Here is a 26,454-nt window from a genome sequence, read left to right as displayed (position 1 = left end):
AGCTATTTTGCGGGACAGCTCCATATTCAGCCTTTTTGCATAATCCCATCGGCTTTGGACCTGTCTGGAGGAATGTTCCCTCTGAAAACGGCGGATTCTGCCAAGCACATGATACAAATGGTCTTTATCACTGGAGAAATTTATAAATTTACGTCCCAGGATAGTGCCATCTGCACGCATGATGCTGCAGACCGCATCCGTATTGATCCCTAAATCAACGCTGCATATCACCTGCTCTTTTACATCTGTTTTTGATAAGCTTACTTCCTCTGTGTATGAAAACCGAAGGAAATATTTATGATGTTTCTTTTCCAAAATTGGGGCAGATGCCTTTTTACCACTCCATTTTTTTCGAAGATATTCCATATCGGTATAAAGTAATTTTACCTGAAACCACTTCCACTCACGCCCATCAAACAGCTTTAAATGTGCCACATCTTCTCCCGGTTCTGCTTCCTTATACATGACATCCCGATAGAATACCGGCATCGCATGATTCTCACAGACCAGCTTCGGTTTTCCCTTCAGTTCTCCCTTTTTCCACAAACTAAGGCGTGTCTGATAGGAGGACACCGCTCCAAGTGCGTGTTGAATCGCCGCTCTCCTCAGATAAGATGGCATCTTAGGGAAATGACGGTCAAACAGAAATCTGGCATGATTCTTTTTTGTCTCATGTACCAGATGTTCCGCTTCATTAAAGCGTTTTTGTGGATTTCTGATTTCGGAAAGTTCTTCCCAGGTCTCTGCATACACCGGAATCAGATAGGAAACTGCCTTCCGAAAAATATCCAGCGTAGCGCGGAGCGGTATATTCTTCTTTTTAATTTCTACTCCATAGCTGGATACAATCTGCATAAAGTTTCCTACTTTCTTTTTTCCTTCTCTTTTTGTCCCTCAATGTATGCCACTACCTGATCCCTGCTTCGGTCACTTACGGTGACTGCACAATAGGATGGATTCCACAAATGTCCTCCCCATAGCTCCTGTTTTAATTCCGGATGTGAAAGAAACAACTGACGTGCCAGATTCCCCTTCATAATCTTTATCATGTCTGATATAAAAAATTGTGGTTTGCAATCCAGAAGTAAATGAATATAATCTGGCATAACCTCCATCGCCAGAATCTTAAATTTGTATTCCTCCGCAAGTCCATACAACATTTTTTTACATTCTGCGTCTATCCCATTTTTCAGAACCTGTTTTCGATATTTCGTGCACAAGACAAGATGATATTGCAAAGAATACACATATCCTCTACCATATGAAAGTGTATTTCTCTAGTAAATATATCTTTTTCCATGTTTATATTATACCATATGCCTCCGCATTTAGCAAACACTAGTTCTGTATCTTGATAAAAAATTTGGCACACCTAACTCATCACTACTACAATATACTTATGGGTAATCCCCTTACATCCAGTAAGGATTTATCCGTACTCGGTGCTGGTTTGAAAACCTCCGTAAAGAATGAATTTGACATTGTTTACGGAGGTTTTTGTTTTATCCCTTCGCTTTCACTTTATCAAACTCTGGGTTAAACGTATAGAAATTACGACTGCTCAGGTGATCCTGTACATTTCTTAAAGCTTCACCAAACCGCTGAAAATGTACAATCTCGCGCTCGCGCAGAAAACGGATCGGATCGCATACTTCCGGATCTTTGACCACGCGGAGAATATTGTCGTAAGTTGTGCGGGCTTTCTGCTCTGCTGCCATATCCTCATATAAATCCGTGATCGCATCGCCCTTCGACTGGAACTCGCACGCATTGAACGGGATTCCGCCTGCTGCCTGCGGCCAGATTGCCGTGGTGTGGTCGATATAGTATGGTCCGAACCCGGATGACTCGATCTGTGCCGGAGTAAGGTTGCGCGTGAGCTGCTGGACAATGGCGGCAATCATCTCCATATGGGCGAGTTCCTCGGTTCCGATGTCGGTCAGAAGTCCTTTCTGCATCTTATAAGGCATCGTATACCGCTGGGACAGGTAGCGCATAGAGGCTCCGATTTCGCCGTCAGGACCACCATACTGGCTCATTATATATTGCGCGATCTTCGGATTCGGCGTCTTGATATTGACTGGATATTGTAATCTTTTTTCATATCTCCACATACGCTACACCTCCCCTTCCCACGGCCAGCGCTCTGTAAGCCAGGACCATGTGCATGCATCGTCCGCATCCTCGATCGTGAGCGGTCCAAACGATGCTCATACGCTTTAACAGCTTCTTTCCGAAGTGCCACCACATACCGGTAATAATTCAGCGCATTCCTGTCATCCGGGTGGGTGTCCAGATAGAGAATCACATCATCCATTGCAAAGCTGGCATCATTAATCCGTTTCATCAATTTTCTGGCAGTCTCATTCATCAGCAGGCACCTCCCATCATAAACGGCAGATCCAGATCCGGAAAAATAGTTCCCCGCCTGAATGCGGTTTCCAGCGCATACGGCTGCTGCCAGGACTGAATCGGTACATATCCCATGCCGACCGGATAATTTCCGCCTCCCAGAAATGTCTGCGGCGGCCTGTTTCCTCCTGTCTGCGGATACGGGCGGGCAGGTCGGATTTCTGGCCCCTGCGGGCAAAATGCCCCATTTTCCGAAACAGGATGCACCGAACCAGCACCAGGTATTTCCGGCGGACAGGTTGGCGGTGCGGTATTTATGCAGCGATTGCCAGAAATGCCTGCCACCGGGCATGACATAAGAGGCATTCCCGAACGGCAGGCATTTTTCCGGCTGGAGTTATCCTGATAACCATTCATATTTCATTCTCCTACAAAAGCAATTATACTTTATCTTATGCAGGAAATATATAAATGCAATCGCCGCTGAAAAACAGAGCGATCATTATGTACTATTTTTTACAAAGGTAACTGATAACATCTTTTCTGGTAATAATACCGATAAAATTTTTCTGATCATCCAGCACCGGCACGAAATTCTGGTTCATGATCTTTCCCAGAAGATCTTCCATATCCGCATTGACAAGTACCGGCTGATTATCGGAACGGCGTGGAATCTCAGTGATCCGCACTTTTTCCAGTCCTTTCTGCACCAGATCTGTCTTATTTTTGAGTCCCCACAGCAGGTCGCCCTCGGTTAATGTTCCTGCGTAACGCCCTGCCTTCGTGATGATCGGCACCGCAGAATACTTGTACTTTTCCATCGTATCCATTGCCTGCCCAACCGTGTCCTCCTCATTCACATAAATGACTTCACTTTTCGGTGTCAGAAAAAATAATATATTCATGGTTTGCCTGTTCTCCTTTCATCTTTCCCCATACGTCCCCCATACGTATCTGTAGATTTTGTATATTTTCGTTCAAATCTGCCTTCGTTCTTCTTGATTATACCAAATCCGTCCAAAAAAGATATAAAGAAATCCTTATTTTTCCATCAAATTTTTCTATAATCGGTACTGTTCATACCCGTGACCAGTAACTATATTCCGCTCCTAATAACCCATCTCCTCATCCACAAACACAACCTCTACTTCCATCCCATTGCTCGGACGCTCCAGGATCACGATCGAATGGCAAATCCGTGCCGGGCTGTTGCAGTCTACGCAAACGCCCGTTTTCGCACACGGGGTCTGGACCTGCAGACGGGCTGCGTTCTTCGGTGCTGCGATCTGTTTTGCACGTTCCATCGCAGATGTCAAATCCGGACAGACTTTATTGTTTCCAATGACAAAATATACTTTTTCCGGTCCGAATAAGGTCTGCGACACGCGGTTTCCGGTTCCATCGATATTGACCAGTTCTCCGGTTTTGGAAACACCATTGGCGCTGGTTATGTACACCTCGGCACTTCTCGCTTCCATAAGCGTCTCGCGCCCTGCCTTTTTCCAGTGCCAGATCACCTCATTTTTCTCGGAAAGTGCTTCATAAAGTCCCATCTCCTGTGCCGTCACGCTTCCGCCTATCGCAACTTTTTTCCCGGAAATCTGATCTTTCAGATAGTCCAACGCAGCCTCCTTTGTATCAAAGAAACTCGTTTTAAATCCGTGACGTTCAAAATTATTCTTCAACAATTCCTGTTCCATCTTTGTCCTCCTTATTAAATCGTTCAATTTATAGTAACTTTTATTTATAACCTACATTGACAGCCTTTGATCTTTGAAAATATTCGTACTTTACCTATAGTATATCAAATATTGGCAGAAAAACAAGGCAGAGCAAATTAGCTGCCCGCCTTGCTTCAAATCAACAAAATTCCCTGTCTTCATGTTTTCATACAGCAGCTTTCTGTTTCAAAACCACCTGTCACAAAACACAAACTTATCCCTTCATTTCCAATTTCTGCCACAGCCAGAACCAGACTGCAAGGCGTATCATAAACAGCATTTCAGCCTGTCATTCCAGATAGTCCAGCGCATCCACCGGTTCTCCGTCGTGCATCAGCTCGAAATATACGTTATTTCCCTCAATCGAATAGTATTTGGTCGGCTCTGCCACATATCCGAGTATCGTATCTTTTGCCACATACTGCTTCTGCGCCACCTGAACATCTTTGAGCTGTCCACAGACCGCCGTGTAGCCGCTTCCCAGATCCAGCACAACATAATTGCCGATCTCCTCATTAGAACCGACTTCGGTTACCTGCGCCTCGGCGGGTGCGGCGACCGGCTCACTCACATCGCCCTGGATAATGAGCGCCGGATTGCATTTGTATTGATCGAGCGTCGGAAAATAGATGGTCGAATCCATGCTGTAATCGAGAATTACATTGCCCTGGACCGGCCAGCTTAAGCGATCGGTTCCATTGTAGGAAAGTGCGCGTGCGGCAGCTGCTCCGGCTCCCAGACTGCTCTCTTTTTCCTCCTCCGTCGGCTTCTGATCGGCTTCATCCCGGTTATTGACCGAATACGAGGCATCCGAACTTCCTGCCACCTGTGCGCGTGTTTCCGCCTGTCCGTCGTTTTCTTCTAAACGGTTCTGCGGCATCTCTTCCGCCAGGATTCCCTCCGTCTGCGGCACATCCAGATACGGATTTCTTCCATCCTGCGCATTATCTTTTCGAATTTTTACGGTTCCTGCTGCGGCTACGATTGTCAGCAGACCAAGCACTGTCATTACCAGAACAAGTTTGTCCCTGAATAACTGTCTTACTTTATTTTTCACGTTTATCACCTCGGTATTAGTCTTGCCGAAGTGAATCGTTTTATTCAGAAACGATTTGAATATTTTTAAAATAATGCTTTAAAATTTCTTCCGCGCTGCTCCCATTCTCCGCCATGAGTCCCGCCCCGTACTGCGACAACCCGTAACCATGCCCGCGCCCATAAGTAACACAGCGGATTTCGTCCCCGTCTTCCTCGAGGGAAAAAGCTGGCGACGGCACGCCTAACGCATAGCGCACCGCGTCCCCGCTGTACGTCTCCGCCCCAATCTGCACGGTTTCCACATAACCGGCGCTGTCCCGTTTCACGATCTGAATCTCCTCCAGAATCCGATCTTCTTCCAGATTTTCCAGATCCGGGTGTTCTCCCAATGCATTCAGTCCTTCTTCCAGACGTTTTTTCAGTTCTTCCCGTGTCATGCCCTGCCGCGTCAGGTAGCCGCCAGCGCCCTCATCCTCCTTTGCCGCAACCGACGCCAGATACGGATGCGCCTCATCCCCTTCGCGCGTCCGCCCCGCGCTCACTGCATGAAACAGCGGCTCAATATAATCCCCATCCCAGATCGCCGTCTGTCCTGCGCTCTCCCGCACTGCCCCACAGATCGTCTGGTAATATTCCGGCATTCCAGCCGCCTCAAACCGGCTCTCGATCTGCTCCGGCTCCAGATAATCCATATCTAACGCCGATTCCTCGATCGAATCCGCCCCGTCCATCTCCCGGTACAGCGCCGTCCGCGCCAGAATTGCCTGCGCCTTGACTGCCTCCTTCGGATAGCCGTCCGGAATCTGCACTGCAGTCAGACCGATCAGATATTCTTCCAGTGGGACAGCATCCCCGGTTCCGTTGTTGCGGACGCCATCCTCCCGATCCAGAAGGATCTGCCGACCATCCGTCTGACTTTCCCATCCAGATGTTCTATCTGAATTTCCTCTGATTTTTCCTCCATCCGCCCCCTGCACACGCCCGGAAACTGCCAGTGTTGTGATATATGGGATCAAAAAAGCCGCCAGTACGGCGGCAGTTCTCTTCTTCATTTCGGTTCTCCTGTTTTGACTGTTCCAGTACGGTCTCACGCATTTTCTGTTTTGCCATACCAGTAAACTTATGGTTTCAATGCCTTACAAACCTGCTTCTTTTCTCTGCCTTCCTTATCTTATGACAGGCACTCAAAAAATATCACAAGTCTACGCTCCGGCTTCTCCTCCGTCGCCCTTTGCAGTCTCTTCCAGTTTCCCCTCTATCATTCTTTTACTCCCCCAGCGTCACACCATCCAGCAGCCAGCGGAACCATCCCTTTTTCTTCATCACCACAGTTCCATGAAAGTCCATCGTCTTCTCCGGTGCCAGCACCTCATCGCCTTTTTCCAGGCAGAAACGCACCGAAACCGTGTAGTCATACGTCCGCGCCTTCTTCTCCCGCCCCGTCTCGCTCAGCTGACAGTTCGTCACATACACGCGTTCCACCGGTGCGGAAAACTGCGATAATAAAAGGACATACGGAAGCCCCGTCTGCTCTAGCGCCTCGCAACCAGCCTCGGTTGCCGTCTTTCCATACTCTTTCGCATAGATCGCCGTCAGACCGTCCTGATACACCTCATCCAGATCAAACGCCCGGTTCGCCGTATAAAGCGAATAGATTTCCTTTTTTGCCTGCTGATAGGCGCTGTTTTTATAAGAAGCAAACAAAAACAGCGAAATGATAAAAAAGAGGGAAGCACCCACAAGAGGAACCGAAAATCCTTGTGTCCCCGGTCTTTTTCTGTATCCTCTCATAGTGTGTCCTCCCTCTTTTACTCCTTTTACAGTGCCTTTACATCATCATCGTCCACACGGATCTTCTCCAGATGCCAGATGTCGCGCACATACTCCTCGATGGTACGGTCAGAGGAGAATTTACCAGCGCTTGCTGTGTTGAGCATGGCTGCTCTCGCCCACCAGTTCTCGTCACGGTAAGCTGCCTCGACGCGTTTCTGTGCTTCCGCATAGGAACGGAAATCTTTCAGGATGAAGTAGGTATCTGCCTTGGCACTGTTCTTTGTATTTAACAGAGAATTGTAAATATCGCGGAACAGCTCCGGATCCTGCGGTGAATAGTAGCCGTTGATGAGCTGCATCAGCACGCGGCGGATATCCTGGTCGGTGTTGAAGATCTCCTCCGGGTTGTAACCGCCGTTGTTCTCATAATTGATAACCTCGTCAGCGCTCAGACCGAAGATAAATGCGTTCTCCTTGCCTACCTCCTCGACGATCTCCACGTTCGCACCATCCATCGTGCCCAGCGTCAGCGCACCGTTCAGCATGAACTTCATGTTGCCGGTACCGGATGCCTCCTTGCTGGCGGTGGAAATCTGCTCGCTGACATCCGCTGCCGCAAAAATCAGTTCTGCGTTGGAAACGCGGTAATCTTCGATAAACACAACTTTCAGCTTACCATTGATGGATTTATCATTGTTGATAACATCTGCTACGGAGTTAATCAGTTTGATCGTCTTCTTGGCAATCTGGTAACCTGCCGCTGCTTTCGCACCAAAAATAAAGGTTCTCGGAACCATATCCATGTTTGGATTGTCTTTGAGCTGGTTATACAGGTACATTACATGAAGAATATTTAAAAGCTGTCTCTTGTACTCATGGAGACGTTTTACCTGTACATCGAAAATGGAACGCGGATCAACGTCGATTCCGTTGTGCTCCTTGATGTATTTTGCCAGGCGCAGTTTATTCTGGTACTTGATGTTCATAAATTCCTGCTGGAATTTCGGATCATCGACGTATACTTTTAATTTTGCCAGGTGCGGAAGATCGGTAATCCACTCGTCGCCAATCTGCTCCGTGATCCAGTCTGCCAGAAGCGGATTGCCATGCAGCAGGAAACGACGCTGGGTGATACCATTTGTCTTATTGTTAAATTTCTCCGGCATCATCTCGTAGAAATCTTTCAGTTCCTGATTTTTCAGAATCTCAGTGTGAAGTTTTGCCACACCGTTGACGGAATATCCGGCTACGATCGCCAGATGCGCCATCTTGACCTGACCGTCAAAGATGATCGCCATCTTTTTAACTTTCTCATAGTTATTCGGGTACTTATTCTGTACCTCGATCAGAAAACGGCGGTTGATCTCTTCCACAATCTGGTATACACGCGGAAGCAGGCGGGAGAACAGCTCGATCGGCCATTTTTCCAGCGCCTCTGCCATGATAGTGTGGTTGGTGTATGCACAACATTTTGTTGTGATACCCCACGCCTCATCCCAGTTTAAGCCTTCCTGATCCAGGAGCAGGCGCATCAGCTCAGCAACTGCCACGGTCGGATGCGTATCGTTCATCTGGAATACGATCTTCTCCGGCAGTTTGTGAATATCATCGTTTGTCTCTTTGAATTTCTTCAGAGCAACCTGTAAGCTGGCAGAAATGAAGAAATACTGCTGTTTAAGACGCAGCTCTTTACCCGCATAGTGGTTGTCGTTCGGATAAAGGACCTCAACCAGGTTCTTCGCCAGATTCTCCTGCTCGACCGCCTTCTGGTAATCACCCTTGTCAAATGCAGAAAGGCTGAACGTGTCGATCGGCTGTGCATCCCAAATACGCAGGGTGTTGACTACGTTGTTGCCGTAGCCGACAATCGGCATATCATACGGAACTGCCAGAACAGACTGATAACCTTCCTGTACAAAATGGTTGCGCTCACCGTCCCACTCGGTCTTGACATAACCGCCAAATTTAACCTCGGTCGCATACTCCGGGCGGCGAAGCTCGAACGGATAACCGTTTTTCAGCCACTCATCCGGCACCTCCACCTGGTAGCCGTCTTTAATTTTCTGCTTGAACATACCGTAATGGTAACGGATGCCGCAGCCGTAAGCCGGATAACCAAGCGTTGCCAGGGAATCCAGAAAACATGCTGCCAGACGCCCCAGACCGCCGTTTCCAAGTGCGGATCCGCTCCTGATCCTCAATCGCATTGAGTCAAAACCCAGCTCTTCCAGTGCTTCCTTCACTGCTTTTTTTCGCGCCCAGGTTGATGATATTGTTACCAAGCGCACGTCCCATCAGAAACTCCATAGAAAGGTAATATACCTTCTTTGCGCCTGTCTCGTCAAACTGCTTCTGGGTTGCAATCCAGTCGTCGATAATCACATCCTTGATCGCATAGGACACAGCCTGGAATATCTGCTGCGGTGTCGCCTCGTCGATCGTTCTGCGGTACTGGTTCTTTACATTTTCGATAATACTCTTTTTAAACTCTTCTTTGCTGATCTCGCGCATCCTGTCCTCCTAATATTCGTAGTATCACGGTTTCCCGCCAGGCACATCAGTCAGTCGTTTTCTCAACACCAAACATACCTTTTTCGCCATTGATATCCCACTCTTTTGTGTATCCGCTCATGGTGCCAATCAGGATATTATCAGCCAGAACCTCTTTCTTGATTTCCTCTGTATGCTTCTTTAAAATTTCTGCAAGTTTATCATTTCCGTCCTGGAAGACGTTGATATGGTTCATTACCTCAAAACCGGCTTCCTTACGCATCGTCTGAATCTTACTGATGATCTCGCGGACAAAGCCCTCTTCGATGAGTTCCGGTGTCAGATTAGTATCCAGAACAACGGTAACGAAATTGTCACCCTCAGATACAAAGCCCGGTACCTGTGCCATGTCAATCAGAAGATCTTCTTTTGCCAGCTCTACCTTTGTACCGTCCTGCGTCTCAAAGCTAAAAGGTCGGTTTCATTTAAGGTATCCATCGCCTGATTTCCGTCCAGACCTGCAAGAATCTCTTTGATCTCGTTTACATACTTGCCATACTTGCGTCCAACGGTACGAAGCTGCGGCTTGAAGCTGTAGGAGGTAAATGCGCGGACATCATCCGTGAACTCTACCTTCTTCACATTCAGCTCATCCTGGATGATTTCCTGATAGAACTCCGGCAGAGCGGTCTCTGCCTTCACGAACATACGTCCGATCGGCTGACGGTTCTTGATGTTAGCAGTATTTCTTGCTGCACGGCCCAGAACGACAACCTTCAGGACTTCTTCCATTTTCGCTTCCAGATCCTTGTCGATGTGCGCCTCATTTGCAACCGGGAAGTCGCACAGATGGATGCTCTCCGGTGCCTCTTTATCCAGACTGCGAACCAGATTCTGGTAAATGTCTTCGGTCATGAACGGAATCATCGGAGCCGCTACCTTCGCTACAGTTACCAGTGCGGTGTAGAGTGTCATGTACGCATTGATCTTATCCTGCTCCATGCCCTTCGCCCAGAAACGCTCACGGCTTCTTCTGACATACCAGTTACTCATATCATCGACGAAATCCTGGAGCGCTCTTGCAGCCTCCGGAATGCGATAGTTGCCCAGATCGTCGTCCACCTCTTTGATGAGGCTGTTTAACTTAGACAGCAGCCATTTGTCCATAACCGGAAGTTTATCGTATTCCAGCGTATATTTGGTTGCGTCAAAATTATCAATATTCGCATAGAGTACAAAGAATGCATAGGTATTCCAGAGAGTACCCATGAAACGTCTCTGTCCCTCGATAACGGCTTTTCCGTGGAAACGGTTCGGCAACCACGGTGCACTGTTAATGTAGAAATACCAGCGGATCGCGTCAGCGCCGTAAGTCTGCAGTGCATCGAACGGGTCAACCGCGTTGCCCTTGGACTTACTCATCTTCTGTCCGTTCTCATCCTGGACATGCCCCAGAACGATAACATTCTTGTACGGCGCTTTGTTAAAGATCAGGGTCGAGATAGCTAACAGGGAGTAGAACCATCCACGCGTCTGATCAACCGCCTCGGAGATGAAATCTGCCGGGAACTGCTGCTCAAACAGTTCTTTATTTTCAAATGGATAATGATGCTGTGCAAATGGCATGGAACCGGAATCAAACCAGCAGTCGATAACCTCCGGTACACGGTGCATCTGTTTGCCGCACTTCGGCAGGTGATCGTCACATCATCGATGAATGGGCGGTGAAGCTCAACCTCTCCATTTGCCTCCTGATCCATCTCTTTTGCATATTTTTTCACAACGTCCGTGTAGTTCGGGCTCATAGATTTTAATTCTGCCTGGCTTCCGATCGCGTGCTGGCAGCCGCACTCGCACTCCCAGATATTTAATGGAGTACCCCAGTAACGGTTACGGCTCACGCCCCAGTCCTGGACATTCTCCAGCCAGTCGCCGAAACGCCCTTTACCGATGCTCTCCGGAATCCAGTTGATCGTGTTGTTGTTGCGGATCAGGTCATCCTTGACTGCGGTCATCTTGATGAACCAGGATTCACGTGCATAGTAGATAAGTGGTGTATCGCAGCGCCAGCAGTGCGGGTAGCTATGCTCAAATACCGGTGCAGAGAACAGAAGTCCGCTTTCTCTTAATGCTTTCAGAACCTCCGGATCGGCTTTCTTGCAGAACATACCAGCCCACGGAGTCTCCTTCGTCATCTCGCCCTTGCCGTCTACCAACTGTACGAACGGAAGGTCATATTTTCTACCGACCTTGGAGTCATCCTCACCAAATGCCGGCGCGATGTGTACGACACCGGTACCATCGGTCAGTGTTACATAATTATCGCAGACAATGTAGAATGCTTTCTTATGCTGTTTTTCACAGGTTGCTACGGCATAGTCAAATAATGGCTCATACTCTTTATATTCCAGATCTTTTCCGACAAAGGTTTCCAGGACATCGTAAGTGCCCTCGCCCAGAACGGTATCACACAGCGCCTGCGCCATATAATAAACCGTGCCATCCTCTTTCATTTTTACCTTTACATATGTCTCGTCCGGATTTACACAGAGCGCCACGTTGGACGGAAGTGTCCACGGGGTGGTCGTCCATGCAAGAATGTATGCATCTTCGCCCTTTACCGGGAATTTAGCAATCGCAGAACGCTCTTTGACGTCCTTATATCCCTGTGCCACCTCATGGCTGGACAGCGGGGTGCCGCAGCGCGGGCAGTACGGTACGATCTTGAAGCCCTTATAAAGAAGTCCCTTGTTCCAGATTTCTTTTAATGCCCACCACTCAGACTCAATGAAGCTGTTGTGGTAGGTAACATACGGATGCTCCATGTCTGCCCAGAAACCAACGGTGTTGGAGAATTTTTCCCACATTCCTTTGTATTTCCAGACACTCTCTTTACAGTGCTCGATGAACGGCTCCAGACCATACTGCTCAATCTGCTCCTTGCCGTCCAGTCCCAGCATCTTCTCTACTTCCAGCTCAACCGGAAGACCGTGGGTATCCCATCCAGCCTTTCTCGGAACCATGTAGCCCTTCATCGCGCGGTATCTCGGAATCATATCCTTGATAACACGGGTCAGCACGTGTCCGATGTGCGGCTTGCCGTTTGCGGTAGGCGGTCCGTCATAGAATGTATAGGTCGGTCCCTGCTTACGGCTGTCGATACTCTTCTTAAAAATCTGCTCATCTTCCCAGAACTTCTCAATGTTCTTTTCACGTTCCACGAAATTCATGTTTGCCGGAACTTTGTTGTACATGATAAATTCCTCCTAAAAATATGAAATAAAGTTTTTATTTCATAGAATGTCTTTTTCTATGAAATAAAAATGGACCCATCCTGTAACAGGACAAGGGCCCACTTGCTTTTAACCACCTATTACTGCATACCTTTATATGCGCTCCCTATAACGGAGGAAACCGTCGGTACTTACTGAATTTTCCTTCCGGGCGCTGTCAGAAACGACGCTCAGACTTCCAAAAATGGTTCAGCCCGAAGCTCCGGAGTGATCTTCACATCCACCTTACTCACAGCAGGCTCTCACCGTCCCTGCCTCGCTCCCGCTTTCCGTGCGGCGCTACTGTCTCCATCATTGCTTTTCCTATCATAATTAGTAATCAAATCACTAACATGGACATTGTATCTTTTTTCCAGATGGTTGTCAAGGAATGTTTCGGATATGATTCACATGTTATAAAATTATCATTATTTTGCCATTCCCCTGATTTTATGGTATAGTATATAAATATGTCTGTATTTACTTTAAAAAACAGACACAGACATTCATTGCAAATATAAACAATGAAGTATACTATATATAAAAAGAAGGACGTGCCCGCAGCCGTCTTTCGCAACAAAGGAGAATATTATGGAGCCAAGAAACCTTACCCTATTGACCGACCTGTATGAACTGACGATGATGCAGGGCTATTTCCGGGAGAAAGATGCCAACGAAACCGTCATTTTTGATGCGTTCTACCGCACAAACCCGGATGGAAATGCGTTTTCCATCTGCGCCGGCTTAGAGCAGGTCATTGACTATGTGAAAAATCTTCACTTCGATGATGCCGACATCGAATACTTACGCGGACTCGGCATTTTTGATGAAGATTTCCTCGAATATCTTCACAATTTCAAATTTTCGGGTGACATTTACGCAATCCCGGAAGGCACCGTTGTCTTCCCGCGTGAGCCTCTCGTCAAGGTCATCGCACCGATCATGGAAGCACAGCTGGTTGAGACTGCCATCTTAAATATCATCAACCACCAGAGCCTGATCGCGACCAAAACATCCCGTATCGTCTTCGCCGCACGCGGGGACGGAATCATGGAGTTTGGGCTTCGCCGCGCGCAGGGTGCTGACGCCGGTACCTATGGCGCCCGCGCTGCCATGATCGCCGGCTGTATCGGCACTTCCAATGTACTGGCCGGAAAACTATTTGACGTTCCGGTCAAGGGAACCCACGCACACAGCTGGATCATGAGTTTCCCGGATGAGCTGACTGCGTTCCGCGCTTATGCAAAACTCTATCCGAGTGCCTGCATCCTGTTAGCCGATACCTATGATACCCTGGGTTCCGGTGTTCCGAACGCGATCCGCGTCTTCCAGGAGATGCGCGACGCCGGTATCCCGCTGACTTTCTACGGCATCCGCCTCGACAGCGGCGACCTTGCATATATTTCCAAGAAAGCCCGCAAGATGCTGGATGACGCCGGATTCCCGGATGCAGTCATCTCCGCCTCCAACGATCTGGATGAATACCTGATCGACAGCCTGAAGATTCAGGGCGCTGCCATCACGTCCTGGGGTGTCGGCACAAACCTCATCACCTCCAAGGACTGCCCTTCCTTCGGCGGCGTTTATAAGCTGGCTGCCATCATGGACCGTCATACAGGCAAATTTATCCCGAAGATCAAGCTTTCGGAAAATACAGAAAAGGTTACCAATCCGGGCAACAAGACCATCCAGCGAATCTATGACAAGGAGACTGGCAAGATTATCGCAGATCTGATCTGTCTCGTGGATGAAGAGTTCGATGAGAAGAATTCCCTTCTGCTCTTCGATCCGATCGAGACATGGAAAAAGACACACCTCGCGCCGGGCACCTACACCATGCGCGAACTTCTCGTTCCAATCTTCAAAAACGGCGAATGCGTTTACGAGTCTCCAAAGGTTATGGACATCCGCGAATACTGCAAGAAAGAACAAGAGACGCTGTGGGATGAGTCCCGCCGTCTGGTAAACCCGCATGAGATTCATGTGGATCTCTCCAACGAGCTGTGGCATATGAAGGCACAGCTGTTAGACAGCTATCATTATACAAGCAACTAGTAGATAAAATACGCGTAAATACCATGTTCAGGCAAGTTTATTGCTGCCGGACATGGTATTTTTTGCTTTAACGCTTCCATAAAATTTGCAAAATAAAAACGAATGTGTCTCCAAGGAAATTCCTATTACACAAAAACTGCCGCCAAATACATCCGGCTGCCAGCCCTCTTCTTTGAAAAGTCCAGCCCGCCATTGTATTCCAGCGACAGTTTTTATATGAATCGTATCTTTATTTTTTTAAATCTATATCAAATATGATATCAATTACTCATCCCAGTTATGGTAAGTAGCCTGTACGTCATCATCCTCATCCAGAAGATCCAGGATTCTCTGCATCTTTTTGATGGATTCCTCATCGGTAAGCTCTACCCAGTTCTGCGGAATCATGGTAACGTCTGCTTCCATCATCGGAACGCCAGCCTTCTCCAGCGCCTCGCGGACTGCGGAGAAATCTTCCGGTGCGGTGATCACTTCGTAGCTGTCCTCCTCCTCGGAGAAATCCTCAGCTCCTGCATCCAGTGCAAGCATCATCAGCTCATCCGGATCCATCTCGCACTCTTCTTTGTCGATGATGATCTGACCTTTTTTATCAAACATGAAGGACACGCTGCCCGGAGTACCTACGTTTCCGCCGCCCTTGGTAAATGCGCTGCGGACATTCGCTGCGGTACGGTTCTTGTTGTCGGTCAGGGTATCTACGATGATAGCGACGCCATTCGGACCATATCCCTCGTATGTAAGATTCTCGTAATTGACAGAGTTTGCATCTCCGGCTGCTTTCTTGATACCACGATCGATGGTATCGTTCGGCATATTGTTCGCTTTTGCTTTTGCAATCACATCACGCAGACGGCTGTTGTTTGCCGGATCCGAACCACCTTCCTTAACAGCTACGGCAATCTCACGACCGATAACGGTAAAGATTTTTCCCTTTGCTGCGTCGTTTCTCTCTTTTTTGTGCTTAATATTGGCGAACTTTGAATGTCCTGACATAAAATAACACTCCTCTTTCTATCTTCTTTGTTGTATCTTTTCGCTCATCAGCTTTTATATCACGCCGATTTCGGCACTAAAAAGCTGCATCTTAACTATTTTAACACCATTCTGTATGCTTGACAAGGGGTTCGCGGCTGATTTTATGTATCCAGTTCCAGACTGACCTTCAGCGCACGGTCCACCTCCTGTAAAAGCGCCCCGTCGATATGACAGATTTTCTCTTTCAGCCGCTGCTTATCGATCGTGCGGAGTTGTTCCAGTAAAATGACCGAATCCCTCACCATCGCACAGCGGCGCGTGTTTAATTCCACATGCGTCGGCAGCTTGGCTTTGTTCATCTTTGATGTGATCGCCGCGCAGATCACGGTCGGGCTGTGCTTGTTGCCGATATCATTCTGGATGACCAGCACCGGGCGGACGCCGCCCTGCTCTGAGCCGATGACCGGTCTTAAATCTGCGTAATAAATATCTCCTCGTCTGATAATCACTCGATTCACACTCCGTCCAAACTATTTTAAGATATAAATAACTGCTTTGTACTTTCACAGCTCCACAGTCCGTTTATACCGTTAGTATGGACAGATTTACACCGCCTATACGCGGGTCGTCCCATAAATGCATCCGGCAGTCCAGGTTCCCGCTTTGCCGAAGCTATCTACTTTATCTTATGAATCCTTTTTCTAAATGGTTCAAACACCGGCTTTACTCCATAAAATCCTCATACCGATCATCATTATAATCCTTTTTCCCGACGATCTTTCCACCTCTCACGTACACGCGCGGCACACGTTTTCCAAGCACGCATGGGATCTCATAGTGGAAACCGCCACTCCATTCCGCCAGCTCTTCCATCGTGATCTCGTCGTCCCCGTCGCGTCCGACCAGCGTTACCCGCGTGTCCTCAGCAGCCTCCGGGATATCGGTCACATCGATCATGCACTGATCCATGCAGACGCGTCCCAGAATCGGTGCGCGGTGTCCATGAATCAGGACATAACCCTTTCCAGAGAGATTTCTCGGATAGCCATCGCCGTATCCGGCGCCAATCGTCGCGATCCGCATCGGACGGTCCGTCACAAAGGTTCCGCCGTAGCTGATCGGCGTGCCCGGCTCTACTTCCTTAACATAGGTAATAAAGCTGCGGATCTCCATCGCCGGGTAAATCTTCATGTTCCGCTCTACCTCATCCGACGGATACAGACCATATACCGTGATACCGGCTCTCGCCGCATCCAGTCCCATCCGCGGCAGTTCCATGATCGCCGCGCTGTTCGCACAGTGGCACATCGGAATATGAACGCCTGCATTTTCCAGACCTTCATGGAATTTCTGGTACCGCTCATACTGTAAATGGGTAAATGCCTTATCCGCCTCGTCAGCACGCGCAAAATGTGTAAACATTCCCTCGATCTCAATGCCCGGAAGCTTTGCAATCCGCTCTATCTCTTTCAGGCTATTTTCATCCGGGTGAAATCCGATTCGTCCCATGCCGGTATCGAGCGCAATATGCATTTTCGCCGTCTTTCCCATCGAAACCGCAAGTTTTGAGAGCAGCTCTGCCTTATCTTCCTCAAAGATCGCTGGACGGATATCGTCCTCAATCAATTCCGCAAAATGCCGCGGGTGCGTGCTGCCAAGCACCAGAATCGGTTTGTCAATGCCGTGGCGGCGCAGGTTCTGTCCTTCCTCCAAGGTTGCCACCGCATAGCCCCAGACAAACGGCGCGATCGTCTTCGCCACCGGGACAGCCCCGTGACCGTAACCATCCGTCTTAACCACGCCGATCATCTTCGTTTTTGCCGGAAGATTTTCGCGCATCGCCTCCATATTTTTCACAATCGCATCCAGGTCAATCCGCGCATAAATCCGGGTATATGGTTCTTCTGCCATTGTATATGCTTTTTCCATCTTTTTGTCTTCCTTTTTATTTTCAATCTATCTTTTCAAGCAGACAGTCCGCGATATCTCTTGCCAGCACGGAATGCTCTCCCTTTTTACAGGCAGCTGCCGCCCCAGCCCTTCCGTGCAGGAACACGCCGAGCGCCGCCGCTTCATCCTCTGAAAATCCCAGCGCCAGAAGCCCGGCAATCACACCGGTCAGCACATCGCCGGAACCGCCCTTTGCCATCGCGGCGCAGCCGCTGTCGCCGATATACACATTGCCATCGCGCCCCGCCGTCACCGTCACGGCATCCTTGAGCACGCAGGTCACGCCTTTTTCTTCGCCATACCGCACCGCTGACTCGACCAAATCCCGTTTCAGATCCTCAATCGAGCGTCCCGTCAGACGCGCCATCTCTCCCAGATGCGGAGTAACGATCACATTTTCCGTAAAATACCCGGACAAATGCGGATGCTGTGCGACAGCATTTAATCCATCCGCATCCACAATGATCGGCACATAGGCGGAAAGCAGCACGTTCTGCACCAGACTTGCGACATGGGCTTCCTTTCCCAGTCCCGGTCCCAGCACGATCGCGCTCGCCCAGCCGCACTCCTGTTCCACCAGGCTCTTAAAACCTGCCGGATCCGTCTGTGCCTGTTCCGGATCATACGGCGTCAGGATCGCCTCCGGAAGAAGATTTTGCAGAATCGGCACATTTGCCCGGACGGTCAGGATCTTCACAAGTCCTGCGCCCATCCGGTACGCAGCCAGGGCGCTCAAATACGCTGCGCCGCACATTCCCTCCGAACCAGCTGCGATCAGGATTTTTCCATACGTTCCCTTGTTGGCGTCTGCCCGCCGTTTCGGGATCTGGCTCCGATCCTCCGGATCATAGGCAAAATAGGTATGCCCTTCATATTTTGTATACGCCGGAAACCCGATGTCGGCAATCACAATCTCGCCGCACAGCTTCCGTCCCGGATAGAACACCATTCCCAGCTTCTCATAGCCGAAAGTAACGGTCAGATCCGCCTCAGCTGCCTCGCCAAGCGCCGCCCCCGTCTCTGAGCTGACGCCGGACGGAATATCAACCGCAACTACCGCCTTTGGCTCCTGCTCCCGCATAAAACGGATCGCCTCGGCAAATTCACCGCCGACCTCTCTGGAAAGACCCACGCCAAAGATCGCATCCACCATGATCTCCACATGCCCCGGCACATAATTTTCAAACGCCTCCACCGGGATCCCCAGATTCCGGTCAATCGCTACCTGACAGGTCATCTCCCCCGTCCAGTGCGCCTTGTCACCGACCGTGAGTACCGTCGGAAGCGCACCGCGCAGAAAGAGAATCCTAGCCAGCGCCGCGCCGTCCGCACCGTTATTGCCCGTTCCGCAAAATACCAGAAGCCTCTGCCCTGAAAGCTTTCCATACCGTTTTTCCATCTCGTCTGCAACCGCCAGCGCCGCTCGCTCCATCAGTACCAGAGAGGGTATCCCCACTTTCCGGATTGCATATCCATCTATCTCTTTCATCTGTTTTCCTGTCACCAGACGTCTCATTTCCATTCCCCCTCTCCGACTGCGTAAGCAGATGCAAGACTGCCTGTATTCGTGATCGACACGTGAATCCGGGTGATTTTCAGGCTGTCCGCAAGTTTCTTCGCTCCCCCGTGAAGCCGCACCCACGGTTTTCCAAGCTCGTCCCGGAGCACTTCTATATCCAGCAGTCCAAAGCCCCGAAAGCCTGTTCCAAACACCTTCGAGACTGCCTCTTTTACCGCAAAATCGCCGGCGAGCCGGGACACCTTCCCCCCAGCCTGCCGACGCTCTTCTTCTGTATATACACGCACCAAAAAAGCCTCTTTTTCACAGGCTTTTTTGATTCGCTCTATCTCTATCAGATCCGTACCAATTCCGACGATCATTTTGTTTCTCCGGCACCAGCTGCCTCTTCCTGCTTTCTCTGCGCTTCTTCTCTCGCTTTCTGATCCTGCATACTGCATACGCGGTAAGAAAGGCGCATCAGGCTCTCCGACAGATGGACATTTTCCACTACAACGTCATCTGGAACCTGTAAATCTGTATGGGCAAAATTCCAAATCGCCTTGATTCCGGCTTTGACAAGCCGATCCGCAATCTCCGGCGCTTTCGACTTCGGAATCGTCAGCGCTGCGATCTGCACTTCATTGTCCTTGATAAACTGCTCCAAATCTTCAATACCGCGGATCTCCACTCCACGGACTACCAGACCGACCAGACGCGGATTCACATCAAACATACCTTTGATTAAAAAACCACGCCGCTCAAAATTCGTATAATTCGCGATCGCCTGACCCAGATTTCCCGCACCGATAATAATTAGGTTATGCTGACGGTCAATTCCCAGAATCCGGGCAATCTCCGAATATAAATACTTTACATTATAACCATATCCCTGCTGACCAAATCCGCCGAAATTATTCAGATCCTGACGAATCTGGGACGCTGTCACCTTCATGCGGATACTCAAATCATTCGATGAGATTCTCTCTACTCCCTCCTCGAGCAATTCGCCCAAGTAACGATAGTATCTGGGTAGCCTAGAAATGACCGCTTTAGATATCTCTTTCTGTTCCACGGCTTTCTTCCACCTTTCTTTCCTCTAACGTTGTCCATATGGTTTACGCAAACCTCGGACAATCTGATAAATTTATTATAGTCATATGATAAATAATTGTCAATTTTTTTATTTCATATGAGGGATTTTACATTGTATTTCGCAAAATTTTCTGACCAGAAACAGCCATTAACCGTTCTCATTCTTGCATTGCTTCTTTATTTATATTATAATTTGAGATTGACGGTATATTTTTAACCGAAATACATGGATACAACCACAGGAGGAATCTATGATTTTATCTTGCAGCAATATTTCAAAAGCATTCGGTACAGAGGAAATCCTCAAACACGTATCGTTTCATGTAGAAGATCACGAAAAAGCCGCCATCGTCGGCATCAACGGAGCCGGTAAATCGACTCTTTTAAAAATAATTGTCGGAGAACTCGCAGCAGACGAGGCTCCGTGACCATCGCCAAGGGCAAAACCCTCGGTTACCTGGCACAGCATCAGGATCTGCATAGCCAGACCACCATTTATGACTCTCTTCTGGAGGTCAAACGTCCGATTCTGGAAATGGAACAGCAGATCCGCACGCTGGAACTCCAGATGAAGCACGCCGAGGGCGAAAAGCTCGAGACGATGCTCAACACTTACAGCCGCTTAAACCATGAATTTGAACTTTTAAACGGCTACGCATGGCAGAGCGAGATCACCGGTGTCTTAAAGGGACTCGGCTTTGTCGAGGAAGAATTTTCCAAATCGGTTTCCGAACTTTCAGGCGGTCAGAAAACGCGCGTCTCCCTCGGTAAGCTCCTGCTCTCCAAACCGGACATCATCCTTTTGGACGAGCCGACCAACCACCTCGACATGGAATCCATCGCGTGGCTGGAAACCTATCTGATGAACTACGCCGGGACGGTCATCATCGTCGCCCACGACCGCTATTTTCTGGATCGCGTCGTAACCAAGATCGTCGAGCTGGACGGCGGCATCGCCACCTCGTTCCAGGGCAATTACACCGCCTACAGCGAGAAAAAAGCGATCATCCGCGCCGGTGTGCTCAAGGCTTACCTAAACCAACAGCAGGAGATCCGCCATCAGGAGGAGGTTATCACCAAACTCAAATCCTTTAACCGTGAGAAATCCATCAAGCGTGCCGAGAGCCGTGAAAAAATGCTTTCCAAGATGGATCTTCTGGAAAAACCGACCGAAATCAACGACGCGATGCACATTACGCTGGAACCGTGCGTCACCAGCGGAAATGACGTTCTCTCCGTCCGTGAGCTTGCCAAGAGTTTCGACGGCATGACACTCTTCACGGATCTGAACTTTGAGATAAAACGCGGCGAGCGCATCGCCATCATCGGCAACAACGGAACCGGCAAGACCACAATTCTCAAGATGATCAACGGTCTTCTGACCCCGGACAACGGCGAGATCCGGTTAGGTTCCAAGGTGCATATCGGTTACTACGATCAGGAACACCAGGTTCTGCACATGGACAAGACGCTCTTTGACGAGCTGCAGGACACCTACCCGGATATGAATAACACGCAGATCCGAAATGTGCTGGCGGCATTTCTCTTCACCGGCGACGATGTCTTTAAGCGCATCCGCGATCTGAGCGGCGGCGAACGCGGACGTGTTTCCCTGGCGAAGCTGATGCTCTCGGAGGCGAACTTCCTGATCCTCGATGAGCCGACCAACCATCTGGATATCGCCTCGAAGGAGATTCTGGAAAACGCGCTGGTTCATTACACCGGAACCGTTCTCTACGTCTCCCATGACCGATATTTCATCAACAAAACTGCGACCCGGATTCTTGATCTGACGATGGGAACACTGATTAATTATATTGGAAACTACGATTATTATCTGGAAAAGAAGGAGACGCAGGAGAAAGCCTATCTGGCTTCCGCCGCACAGGCAGCCAACCGCTCTGCAAAATCTCCCGGAGCCGGAAACACAGGGACTTCCAGCCATCCGACCGCTGCGGCAGGCGCAAATCCGACTGCTCTTTCTGGAAATGGCACTGGTACCTCTGCTGCTTCGTCTGCTTCTGCCGTGACCGCTGCAGTTCAGGCGGCAGCCAGCGCTTCCTCCGGCAAATTGGACTGGAAGCAGCAGAAGGAAGAACAGACGCGGCTTCGTAAGAAACAGAATGAATTGAAACGCGTCGAGGAAGAAATCCACACCCTTGAAACCCGCGATCAGGAGATCGATGCGCTTCTCTGCGATGAGACTGTCTTTTCCGATGTTCCGCGTTTGATGGAACTGAATAAAGAGAAGGAAGAACTGAATGCAAAGTTAGAGGGATTGTATGAGAAGTGGGAGGAATTGGCGGAGTAGAGGTTACTGTTCACGCATACGTGCCCAGTAACGGAATTTGCCGCGGCTTTGCATTTACATACGGCAAATTCCTGCTGCCACCACGTTTTCTTACGGCACTTCCGATGCCGGACCACTCTTAGCCTTTAAAGATTCATCCCCAGCCGGTCCGGCTCCATTTCCGGCAAATTCCGGATCAGAGTTCATCTCGACCCCTTCGGCTTCGTCTGGTTTTTGTCCTTCCTGCCAGAATCCTAACTTTACGACATATTTGTATAATTCCGGACTGTTTTTTCGGATGTCAGCTCGGACATCTTTGTCACAGCAGGCGGCGAAAAAGCTGCCGAACTGCATCTCTGGCTTATCGTCAAAGTAGGATGGAAGCGGCTGCACCAGTCCACTGCCAGCCAGATATCGCTCGAAATCCGTCAGGGCACGTGAGGTTTCTTCGTCGCTTAGTTCCGACGCAGCGAACTCGCCGAATGCCATCGCAAGTCCCTGCGGTTTAGAAAATTTGATTTTCTTGTAATGCACATCTGTATCATAATTGACAAAATAGATACCCTGCTCTGTTTTCGGCGCTGAGAAGTATGCCTTGTCTGTGTAGTACATCAGCTCCCAGCCTGATTCTGCAAATCGTTTGATCCACTCTCTTGGCACGCCTGCCAGTTCTTTCGTAATCTGTTCTTTTTCACTGTCCGACGGACGCCGTTTTCCCATCAAACGCACATCATGCGTCCGGTCGCGCAGTCCATTTGCATCGTAGTAGTTGAGTTCCACGTACTGATCCGCCGCCATCTGACCATTGTCAAAGAAATAATATTTATGCCCGTTTACCATCCGGTTTCCGCCGCTGAACATAACACATTTGGAATCAAACCAATACCAGGCATTTCCTGCCTGATACCAGCCGGTCGTCAGTGCCCCATCCTCGTTTGCATGATACCACTGATCTGTCTCTTCCTCATAAATCCAGCCAGTCATCATCGCGCCGCTCTCGGCGAAATAATAACGGTTTGTGCCGATTTTCCGGAGTCCCCGCTGCATATAGCTGCTTTTTCCCAGATAATACCAGTGACCATTTGATTTCAGCCAGGACGCTTTCAAAAAGCTGCCATCCGTCAGGCGGTACTGCCAGTCCTCGCCGTCTCCGACCCACTCGCCCTCATACAGATACATTTCTTTATTTTCAAAACCAGCCGCGCCACTTTCTGCCGCCGATGTCTTTGTCTCCGTTATATCATTGGCATTATTTTCGGTGCCGAACCTGTAAACCTGATTTTCTTCCTTGCCCTGCGCCGGGGTGTCCGCAGACGCATCGTTACCTGCCGCCAGCGCTGTCCCACAAACAAACAGGGATACTAAAAAGGATGCTGCCCACATAAATTTTTTCTTCCAATTCATCGTGTGCCTCCCCTTTCTTGTTCATAATTAAGCAAAAAACTGTGAACAGTTGCCACATCTCTTCTTATTTTACCGCACCGCAAATGAAAAGTATAGAAAAAAATTCTTACATCCTTTATAATAATAAAATAAAAGACAGTTCATCAAAAACGGCAATATCCAATCTGCCTTTGAAACAATATAAAAATGATTACAAATTCCAATCACTCTTTTTTATAGAGTTATAAAATTAGAAAGGATACCATATATGAAATCAAAACGCATTTTGGCGCTGACAGGTGCTGTTATCCTAATCGCCCTCTACGTCTCTTCCATCATCTTCGCCCTGATGGACAGTCCACTGGCAGAAAATCTGCTACTGGCATCGCTGTTCTGCACGATCGTTATACCGGCGGTGCTCTATGGGTATGCGGTGGCACTGCGATATTTTAAAAAGAAAAAATAACGTTCAAAAAGCAAACGACTGTCTATTTCTAACACAATACGCAGTCGTTCGCTTCTTTCATTCTTCTATACTGACTGCCTCCGCAGTCTCCTGTCATTTTTTCATCATCCCGCCACTGTAACCGCATTCTCCCGGACATCATTAATCGCTTTCATAAGCGCTGTTCTCGTTCTCACATCAAACAACTTTAAAAAACTAATTGGCTTATCAAACGGAGGCTTCTGCAAAACAGCCACATTCTCCATATACCCATTCTGCTCCATATGATTAATAATCTTATGAACAAAATTGATCTGCCGTTGGGTGAACCTCACATGGCTAAAGTCACATGCTTCTCGGCCGTTTTAAACGGCAAGACTAAATATCGGCGGATACGCCAGTAACTTAGAATTCGTGCGGATACGCACTTTTTCCACGCCGGATACGGCTGGTTTCCACATTACAGGTAGTCCGCTGTATATCTGCCTGTATTTATGCCGCTTTTAAGTTATTTACTTCTACATAAAGCTTTCTCAAATCTGCATAAACGCAGGAGGTTCTACGCTTCACTGCAGGTACTTTTGCCTCCAGTGAAGACCTTTCCGTTTCCGGCAAGGGTTTTAAAAGTTCCCGTATAAAATATCTCGCCCCGATATTATAAGTTGCTGACAAATCACAGTTATACTGCTTTCCTGTCTGGAAGATACATAGGCTATGGTTCTCCGGATTTCTTACTACCGCTCCACTTCCGTCACAGGCCAGCCTGCTGGTGTTCCGGGCACTAACTCTGGACACACGAATCCTGTTCCGATGTGCCTGATGTTCACATAGCTTCTGAATATCCCGCTTTCTCCATAAATGAAGTTTTTGCTTCTTTTTTCCGGATATTTTTCCCTGCATTTCCAGATACTCAAAAACAATTACATCTGCCTGATATTCTACGGCATATTTCGTGATCTCCGTAGCTATTTTGCGGGACAGTTCCATATTCAGCCTTTTTGCATAACCCCATCGGCTTTGAACCTGTCTGGAGGAATGTTCTCTCTGAAAACGGCGGATTCTGCCAAGTACATGATACAAATGGTCTTTATCACTGGGGAAATTTATAAATTTACGTCCCAGGATAGTGCCATCTGCCCGCATGATGCTGCAGACTGCATCCGTATTGATTCCCAAATCAACACTGCATATCACCTGCTCTTTTACAGCTGTTTTCGATAAGGTTACTTCCTCTGTGTATGAAAACCGAAGGAAATATTTATGATGTTTCCTTTCCAAAGTTGGGGCAGATGCCTCTTTCCCGCTCCACTTTTTTCGAAGATATTCCATATCGGTATGAAGTAATTTCACCTGAAACCACTTCCACTCACGCCCATCAAATAGCTTTAAATAAGCCGTATCTTCTCCCGGTTCTGCTTCCCTATACATGACATCCCGATAGAATACCGGCATCGCATGATTCTCACAGACCAGCTTCGGTTTCCCCCTCAGTTCTCCCTTTTCCCACAAACTAAGGCGTGATTGATAGGAGGACACTGCTCCAAGTGCGTGTTGAATCGCCGCTCTTCTCAGATAAGATGGCATCTTAGGAAAATGACGGTCAAACGGAAATCTGGCATGATTCTTTTTTGTCTCATGTACCAGATGTTCCGCCTCATTAAAGCGTTTTTGTAGATTTTTGATTTCTGAAAGTTCTTCCCAGATCTCTGCATACACCGGAATCAGATAGGAAACTGCTTTCCGAAAAATATCCAGCGTAGAGCGGAGCGGTATATTCTTTTTTTTTAATTTCTACTCCATAGCTGGATACAATCTGCATAAAGGTCCCTGCTTTCTGTTTTCGATATTTCGCACACTGTGCAAAATGATACTGTAAAAAATACGCATTTCTTCTTCCTGCGAAAGTAATTTTTCTTTCGTAGGTAATACACTATATTTACATTTATATTATACCATGCATCTCTTTGCAAGGCAAACACTTGTTCTGTATCTATTAAAATAATTGGCACACCTAACTCATCACTACTACAATATACTTATGGGTAATCCCCTTACATCCAGTAAGGATTTATCCATCTCATTACTTAAACTGTTAGAATGTAGGATGCAATGGTATA

The 26,454-nt window shown here is 48.4% G+C and carries 22 protein-coding genes and 4 pseudogenes; 3 read left to right on the top strand and 23 right to left on the bottom strand.

Features of this window, described 5'->3' with window-relative positions; genetic code table 11:
- The 13 genes and pseudogenes from DWX76_RS12770 to ileS form a co-directional block, all read right to left on the bottom strand.
- Positions 1-855: pseudogene (locus DWX76_RS12770) on the bottom strand (IS200/IS605 family accessory protein TnpB-related protein); the annotation flags it as partial.
- 8 nt (positions 856-863) lie between these two features.
- Positions 864-1,247 (bottom strand): IS200/IS605 family transposase, encoded by a 384-nt coding sequence (gene tnpA / locus DWX76_RS12765; RefSeq protein ID WP_118570814.1) that lies wholly within the window; start codon positions 1,245-1,247, stop codon positions 864-866.
- Positions 1,248-1,502: 255 nt separating this feature from the next.
- Positions 1,503-2,114: a manganese catalase family protein gene (locus DWX76_RS12760; protein WP_117795208.1), complete on the bottom strand. Its 612-nt coding sequence runs from the start codon at positions 2,112-2,114 to the stop codon at positions 1,503-1,505.
- A gap of 3 nt (positions 2,115-2,117) precedes the next feature.
- Positions 2,118-2,317, bottom strand: a pseudogene (locus DWX76_RS12755) (spore coat protein CotJB).
- Between the two features lie 53 nt (positions 2,318-2,370).
- Entirely contained in the window at positions 2,371-2,769 is a 399-nt protein-coding gene (locus DWX76_RS12750; RefSeq protein ID WP_243022580.1) for a spore coat associated protein CotJA, read from the bottom strand.
- A gap of 92 nt (positions 2,770-2,861) precedes the next feature.
- Complete coding sequence (locus DWX76_RS12745; protein WP_022360124.1) at positions 2,862-3,257, bottom strand: CBS domain-containing protein; 396 nt, start codon at positions 3,255-3,257, stop codon at positions 2,862-2,864.
- Positions 3,258-3,461: 204 nt separating this feature from the next.
- The gene (locus DWX76_RS12740; RefSeq protein WP_118467519.1) at positions 3,462-4,052 is read right to left on the bottom strand and encodes a lactate utilization protein; all 591 of its coding nucleotides are present in this window, start codon (positions 4,050-4,052) and stop codon (positions 3,462-3,464) included.
- Between the two features lie 310 nt (positions 4,053-4,362).
- Positions 4,363-5,130 (bottom strand): M23 family metallopeptidase, encoded by a 768-nt coding sequence (locus tag DWX76_RS12735; RefSeq protein WP_118570813.1) that lies wholly within the window; start codon positions 5,128-5,130, stop codon positions 4,363-4,365.
- Positions 5,131-5,170: 40 nt separating this feature from the next.
- Entirely contained in the window at positions 5,171-6,163 is a 993-nt protein-coding gene (locus DWX76_RS12730) for a SpoIID/LytB domain-containing protein (RefSeq protein WP_118570812.1), read from the bottom strand.
- A gap of 214 nt (positions 6,164-6,377) precedes the next feature.
- Complete coding sequence (locus tag DWX76_RS12725) at positions 6,378-6,902, bottom strand: hypothetical protein (RefSeq protein ID WP_118472915.1); 525 nt, start codon at positions 6,900-6,902, stop codon at positions 6,378-6,380.
- A gap of 26 nt (positions 6,903-6,928) precedes the next feature.
- On the bottom strand, positions 6,929-9,091 hold the full coding sequence (locus DWX76_RS12720; protein WP_243022579.1) for a glycogen/starch/alpha-glucan phosphorylase: 2,163 nt from the start codon (positions 9,089-9,091) through the stop codon (positions 6,929-6,931).
- A 4-nt stretch (positions 9,092-9,095) separates the two neighbouring features.
- Positions 9,096-9,395, bottom strand: a complete 300-nt coding sequence (locus tag DWX76_RS14630) for a hypothetical protein (protein WP_243022578.1) — start codon at positions 9,393-9,395, stop codon at positions 9,096-9,098.
- Positions 9,396-9,441: 46 nt separating this feature from the next.
- Positions 9,442-12,628, bottom strand: a pseudogene (gene ileS, locus DWX76_RS12715) (isoleucine--tRNA ligase).
- 609 nt (positions 12,629-13,237) lie between these two features.
- Here ileS and DWX76_RS12710 point away from each other — a divergent pair.
- Positions 13,238-14,701 carry a nicotinate phosphoribosyltransferase gene (locus DWX76_RS12710; protein WP_106999701.1) on the top strand — a complete coding sequence of 488 codons (1,464 nt, stop codon included), beginning with the start codon at positions 13,238-13,240 and terminating at the stop codon, positions 14,699-14,701.
- Positions 14,702-14,965: 264 nt separating this feature from the next.
- On the opposite strand, the gene DWX76_RS12705 is transcribed toward DWX76_RS12710, so the two are convergent.
- The 6 genes from DWX76_RS12705 to DWX76_RS12680 all read right to left on the bottom strand — a co-directional run bounded on the left by DWX76_RS12705 (position 14,966) and on the right by DWX76_RS12680 (position 20,199).
- Positions 14,966-15,694: a YebC/PmpR family DNA-binding transcriptional regulator gene (locus DWX76_RS12705; RefSeq protein WP_022360132.1), complete on the bottom strand. Its 729-nt coding sequence runs from the start codon at positions 15,692-15,694 to the stop codon at positions 14,966-14,968.
- A gap of 143 nt (positions 15,695-15,837) precedes the next feature.
- Positions 15,838-16,185, bottom strand: coding sequence for a type II toxin-antitoxin system PemK/MazF family toxin (locus DWX76_RS12700; RefSeq protein ID WP_106999700.1), 348 nt, complete (start codon positions 16,183-16,185; stop codon positions 15,838-15,840).
- Between the two features lie 214 nt (positions 16,186-16,399).
- On the bottom strand, positions 16,400-17,605 hold the full coding sequence (gene alr / locus DWX76_RS12695; RefSeq protein ID WP_227589711.1) for an alanine racemase: 1,206 nt from the start codon (positions 17,603-17,605) through the stop codon (positions 16,400-16,402).
- 22 nt (positions 17,606-17,627) lie between these two features.
- Positions 17,628-19,148, bottom strand: a complete 1,521-nt coding sequence (locus tag DWX76_RS12690; RefSeq protein WP_333489864.1) for an NAD(P)H-hydrate dehydratase — start codon at positions 19,146-19,148, stop codon at positions 17,628-17,630.
- Positions 19,139-19,507 (bottom strand): holo-ACP synthase, encoded by a 369-nt coding sequence (gene acpS / locus DWX76_RS12685; protein ID WP_117795193.1) that lies wholly within the window; start codon positions 19,505-19,507, stop codon positions 19,139-19,141. Before acpS ends, DWX76_RS12690 begins: the two co-directional genes overlap by 10 nt.
- Entirely contained in the window at positions 19,504-20,199 is a 696-nt protein-coding gene (locus DWX76_RS12680; RefSeq protein WP_117795191.1) for a redox-sensing transcriptional repressor Rex, read from the bottom strand. Before DWX76_RS12680 ends, acpS begins: the two co-directional genes overlap by 4 nt.
- A 271-nt stretch (positions 20,200-20,470) precedes the next feature.
- Here DWX76_RS12680 and abc-f point away from each other — a divergent pair.
- Positions 20,471-22,530 (top strand): annotated as a pseudogene (abc-f, locus tag DWX76_RS12675) (ribosomal protection-like ABC-F family protein).
- Positions 22,531-22,620: 90 nt separating this feature from the next.
- Here the strand turns inward: abc-f and DWX76_RS12670 are convergent.
- Positions 22,621-23,913, bottom strand: a complete 1,293-nt coding sequence (locus tag DWX76_RS12670; RefSeq protein ID WP_118570811.1) for an N-acetylmuramoyl-L-alanine amidase family protein — start codon at positions 23,911-23,913, stop codon at positions 22,621-22,623.
- Positions 23,914-24,160: 247 nt separating this feature from the next.
- Between DWX76_RS12670 and DWX76_RS12665 the strand changes: the two genes are divergently transcribed.
- Positions 24,161-24,358, top strand: a complete 198-nt coding sequence (locus DWX76_RS12665; RefSeq protein WP_022359311.1) for a hypothetical protein — start codon at positions 24,161-24,163, stop codon at positions 24,356-24,358.
- A 104-nt stretch (positions 24,359-24,462) separates the two neighbouring features.
- On the opposite strand, the gene DWX76_RS12660 is transcribed toward DWX76_RS12665, so the two are convergent.
- The 3 genes from DWX76_RS12660 to DWX76_RS14620 all read right to left on the bottom strand — a co-directional run bounded on the left by DWX76_RS12660 (position 24,463) and on the right by DWX76_RS14620 (position 26,156).
- Positions 24,463-24,672 (bottom strand): type I restriction-modification enzyme R subunit C-terminal domain-containing protein, encoded by a 210-nt coding sequence (locus DWX76_RS12660; protein ID WP_267895288.1) that lies wholly within the window; start codon positions 24,670-24,672, stop codon positions 24,463-24,465.
- 157 nt (positions 24,673-24,829) lie between these two features.
- A complete protein-coding gene (locus DWX76_RS12655; protein WP_243022577.1) occupies positions 24,830-25,846 on the bottom strand; it encodes an IS200/IS605 family accessory protein TnpB-related protein in 1,017 nt (338 codons plus the stop codon).
- Positions 25,847-25,994: 148 nt separating this feature from the next.
- On the bottom strand, positions 25,995-26,156 hold the full coding sequence (locus DWX76_RS14620) for a hypothetical protein (RefSeq protein WP_243022576.1): 162 nt from the start codon (positions 26,154-26,156) through the stop codon (positions 25,995-25,997).
- Between the last annotated feature and the right edge of the window lie 298 nt (positions 26,157-26,454).

The organism is Clostridium sp. AF21-20LB (genome assembly GCF_003478795.1).
In the GTDB taxonomy this organism is placed as follows: domain Bacteria; phylum Bacillota; class Clostridia; order Lachnospirales; family Lachnospiraceae; genus Otoolea; species Otoolea fessa.
Note: the sequence above shows the minus strand (reverse complement) of the source record. Positions and strands in the feature narration are given on the sequence as shown.

What these genes read in the sequence shown, in the direction of transcription:
- DWX76_RS12740 (WP_118467519.1), bottom strand. Translation starts at nt 4,052, where the DNA reads ATGGAACAGGAATTGTTGAAGAATAATTTTGAACGTCACGGATTTAAA.
- DWX76_RS12750 (WP_243022580.1), bottom strand. Translation starts at nt 2,769, where the DNA reads ATGAATGGTTATCAGGATAACTCCAGCCGGAAAAATGCCTGCCGTTCG.
- DWX76_RS12670 (WP_118570811.1), bottom strand. Translation starts at nt 23,913, where the DNA reads ATGAATTGGAAGAAAAAATTTATGTGGGCAGCATCCTTTTTAGTATCC.
- acpS (WP_117795193.1), bottom strand. Translation starts at nt 19,507, where the DNA reads ATGATCGTCGGAATTGGTACGGATCTGATAGAGATAGAGCGAATCAAA.
- DWX76_RS12710 (WP_106999701.1), top strand. Translation starts at nt 13,238, where the DNA reads ATGGAGCCAAGAAACCTTACCCTATTGACCGACCTGTATGAACTGACG.
- DWX76_RS14630 (WP_243022578.1), bottom strand. Translation starts at nt 9,395, where the DNA reads ATGCGCGAGATCAGCAAAGAAGAGTTTAAAAAGAGTATTATCGAAAAT.
- DWX76_RS12760 (WP_117795208.1), bottom strand. Translation starts at nt 2,114, where the DNA reads ATGTGGAGATATGAAAAAAGATTACAATATCCAGTCAATATCAAGACG.
- DWX76_RS12730 (WP_118570812.1), bottom strand. Translation starts at nt 6,163, where the DNA reads ATGAAGAAGAGAACTGCCGCCGTACTGGCGGCTTTTTTGATCCCATAT.
- DWX76_RS12725 (WP_118472915.1), bottom strand. Translation starts at nt 6,902, where the DNA reads ATGAGAGGATACAGAAAAAGACCGGGGACACAAGGATTTTCGGTTCCT.
- DWX76_RS12665 (WP_022359311.1), top strand. Translation starts at nt 24,161, where the DNA reads ATGAAATCAAAACGCATTTTGGCGCTGACAGGTGCTGTTATCCTAATC.
- DWX76_RS12705 (WP_022360132.1), bottom strand. Translation starts at nt 15,694, where the DNA reads ATGTCAGGACATTCAAAGTTCGCCAATATTAAGCACAAAAAAGAGAGA.
- DWX76_RS12690 (WP_333489864.1), bottom strand. Translation starts at nt 19,148, where the DNA reads ATGGAAATGAGACGTCTGGTGACAGGAAAACAGATGAAAGAGATAGAT.
- DWX76_RS12745 (WP_022360124.1), bottom strand. Translation starts at nt 3,257, where the DNA reads ATGAATATATTATTTTTTCTGACACCGAAAAGTGAAGTCATTTATGTG.
- alr (WP_227589711.1), bottom strand. Translation starts at nt 17,605, where the DNA reads ATGGAAAAAGCATATACAATGGCAGAAGAACCATATACCCGGATTTAT.
- DWX76_RS12720 (WP_243022579.1), bottom strand. Translation starts at nt 9,091, where the DNA reads ATGCGATTGAGGATCAGGAGCGGATCCGCACTTGGAAACGGCGGTCTG.
- DWX76_RS14620 (WP_243022576.1), bottom strand. Translation starts at nt 26,156, where the DNA reads ATGCAGATTGTATCCAGCTATGGAGTAGAAATTAAAAAAAAAGAATAT.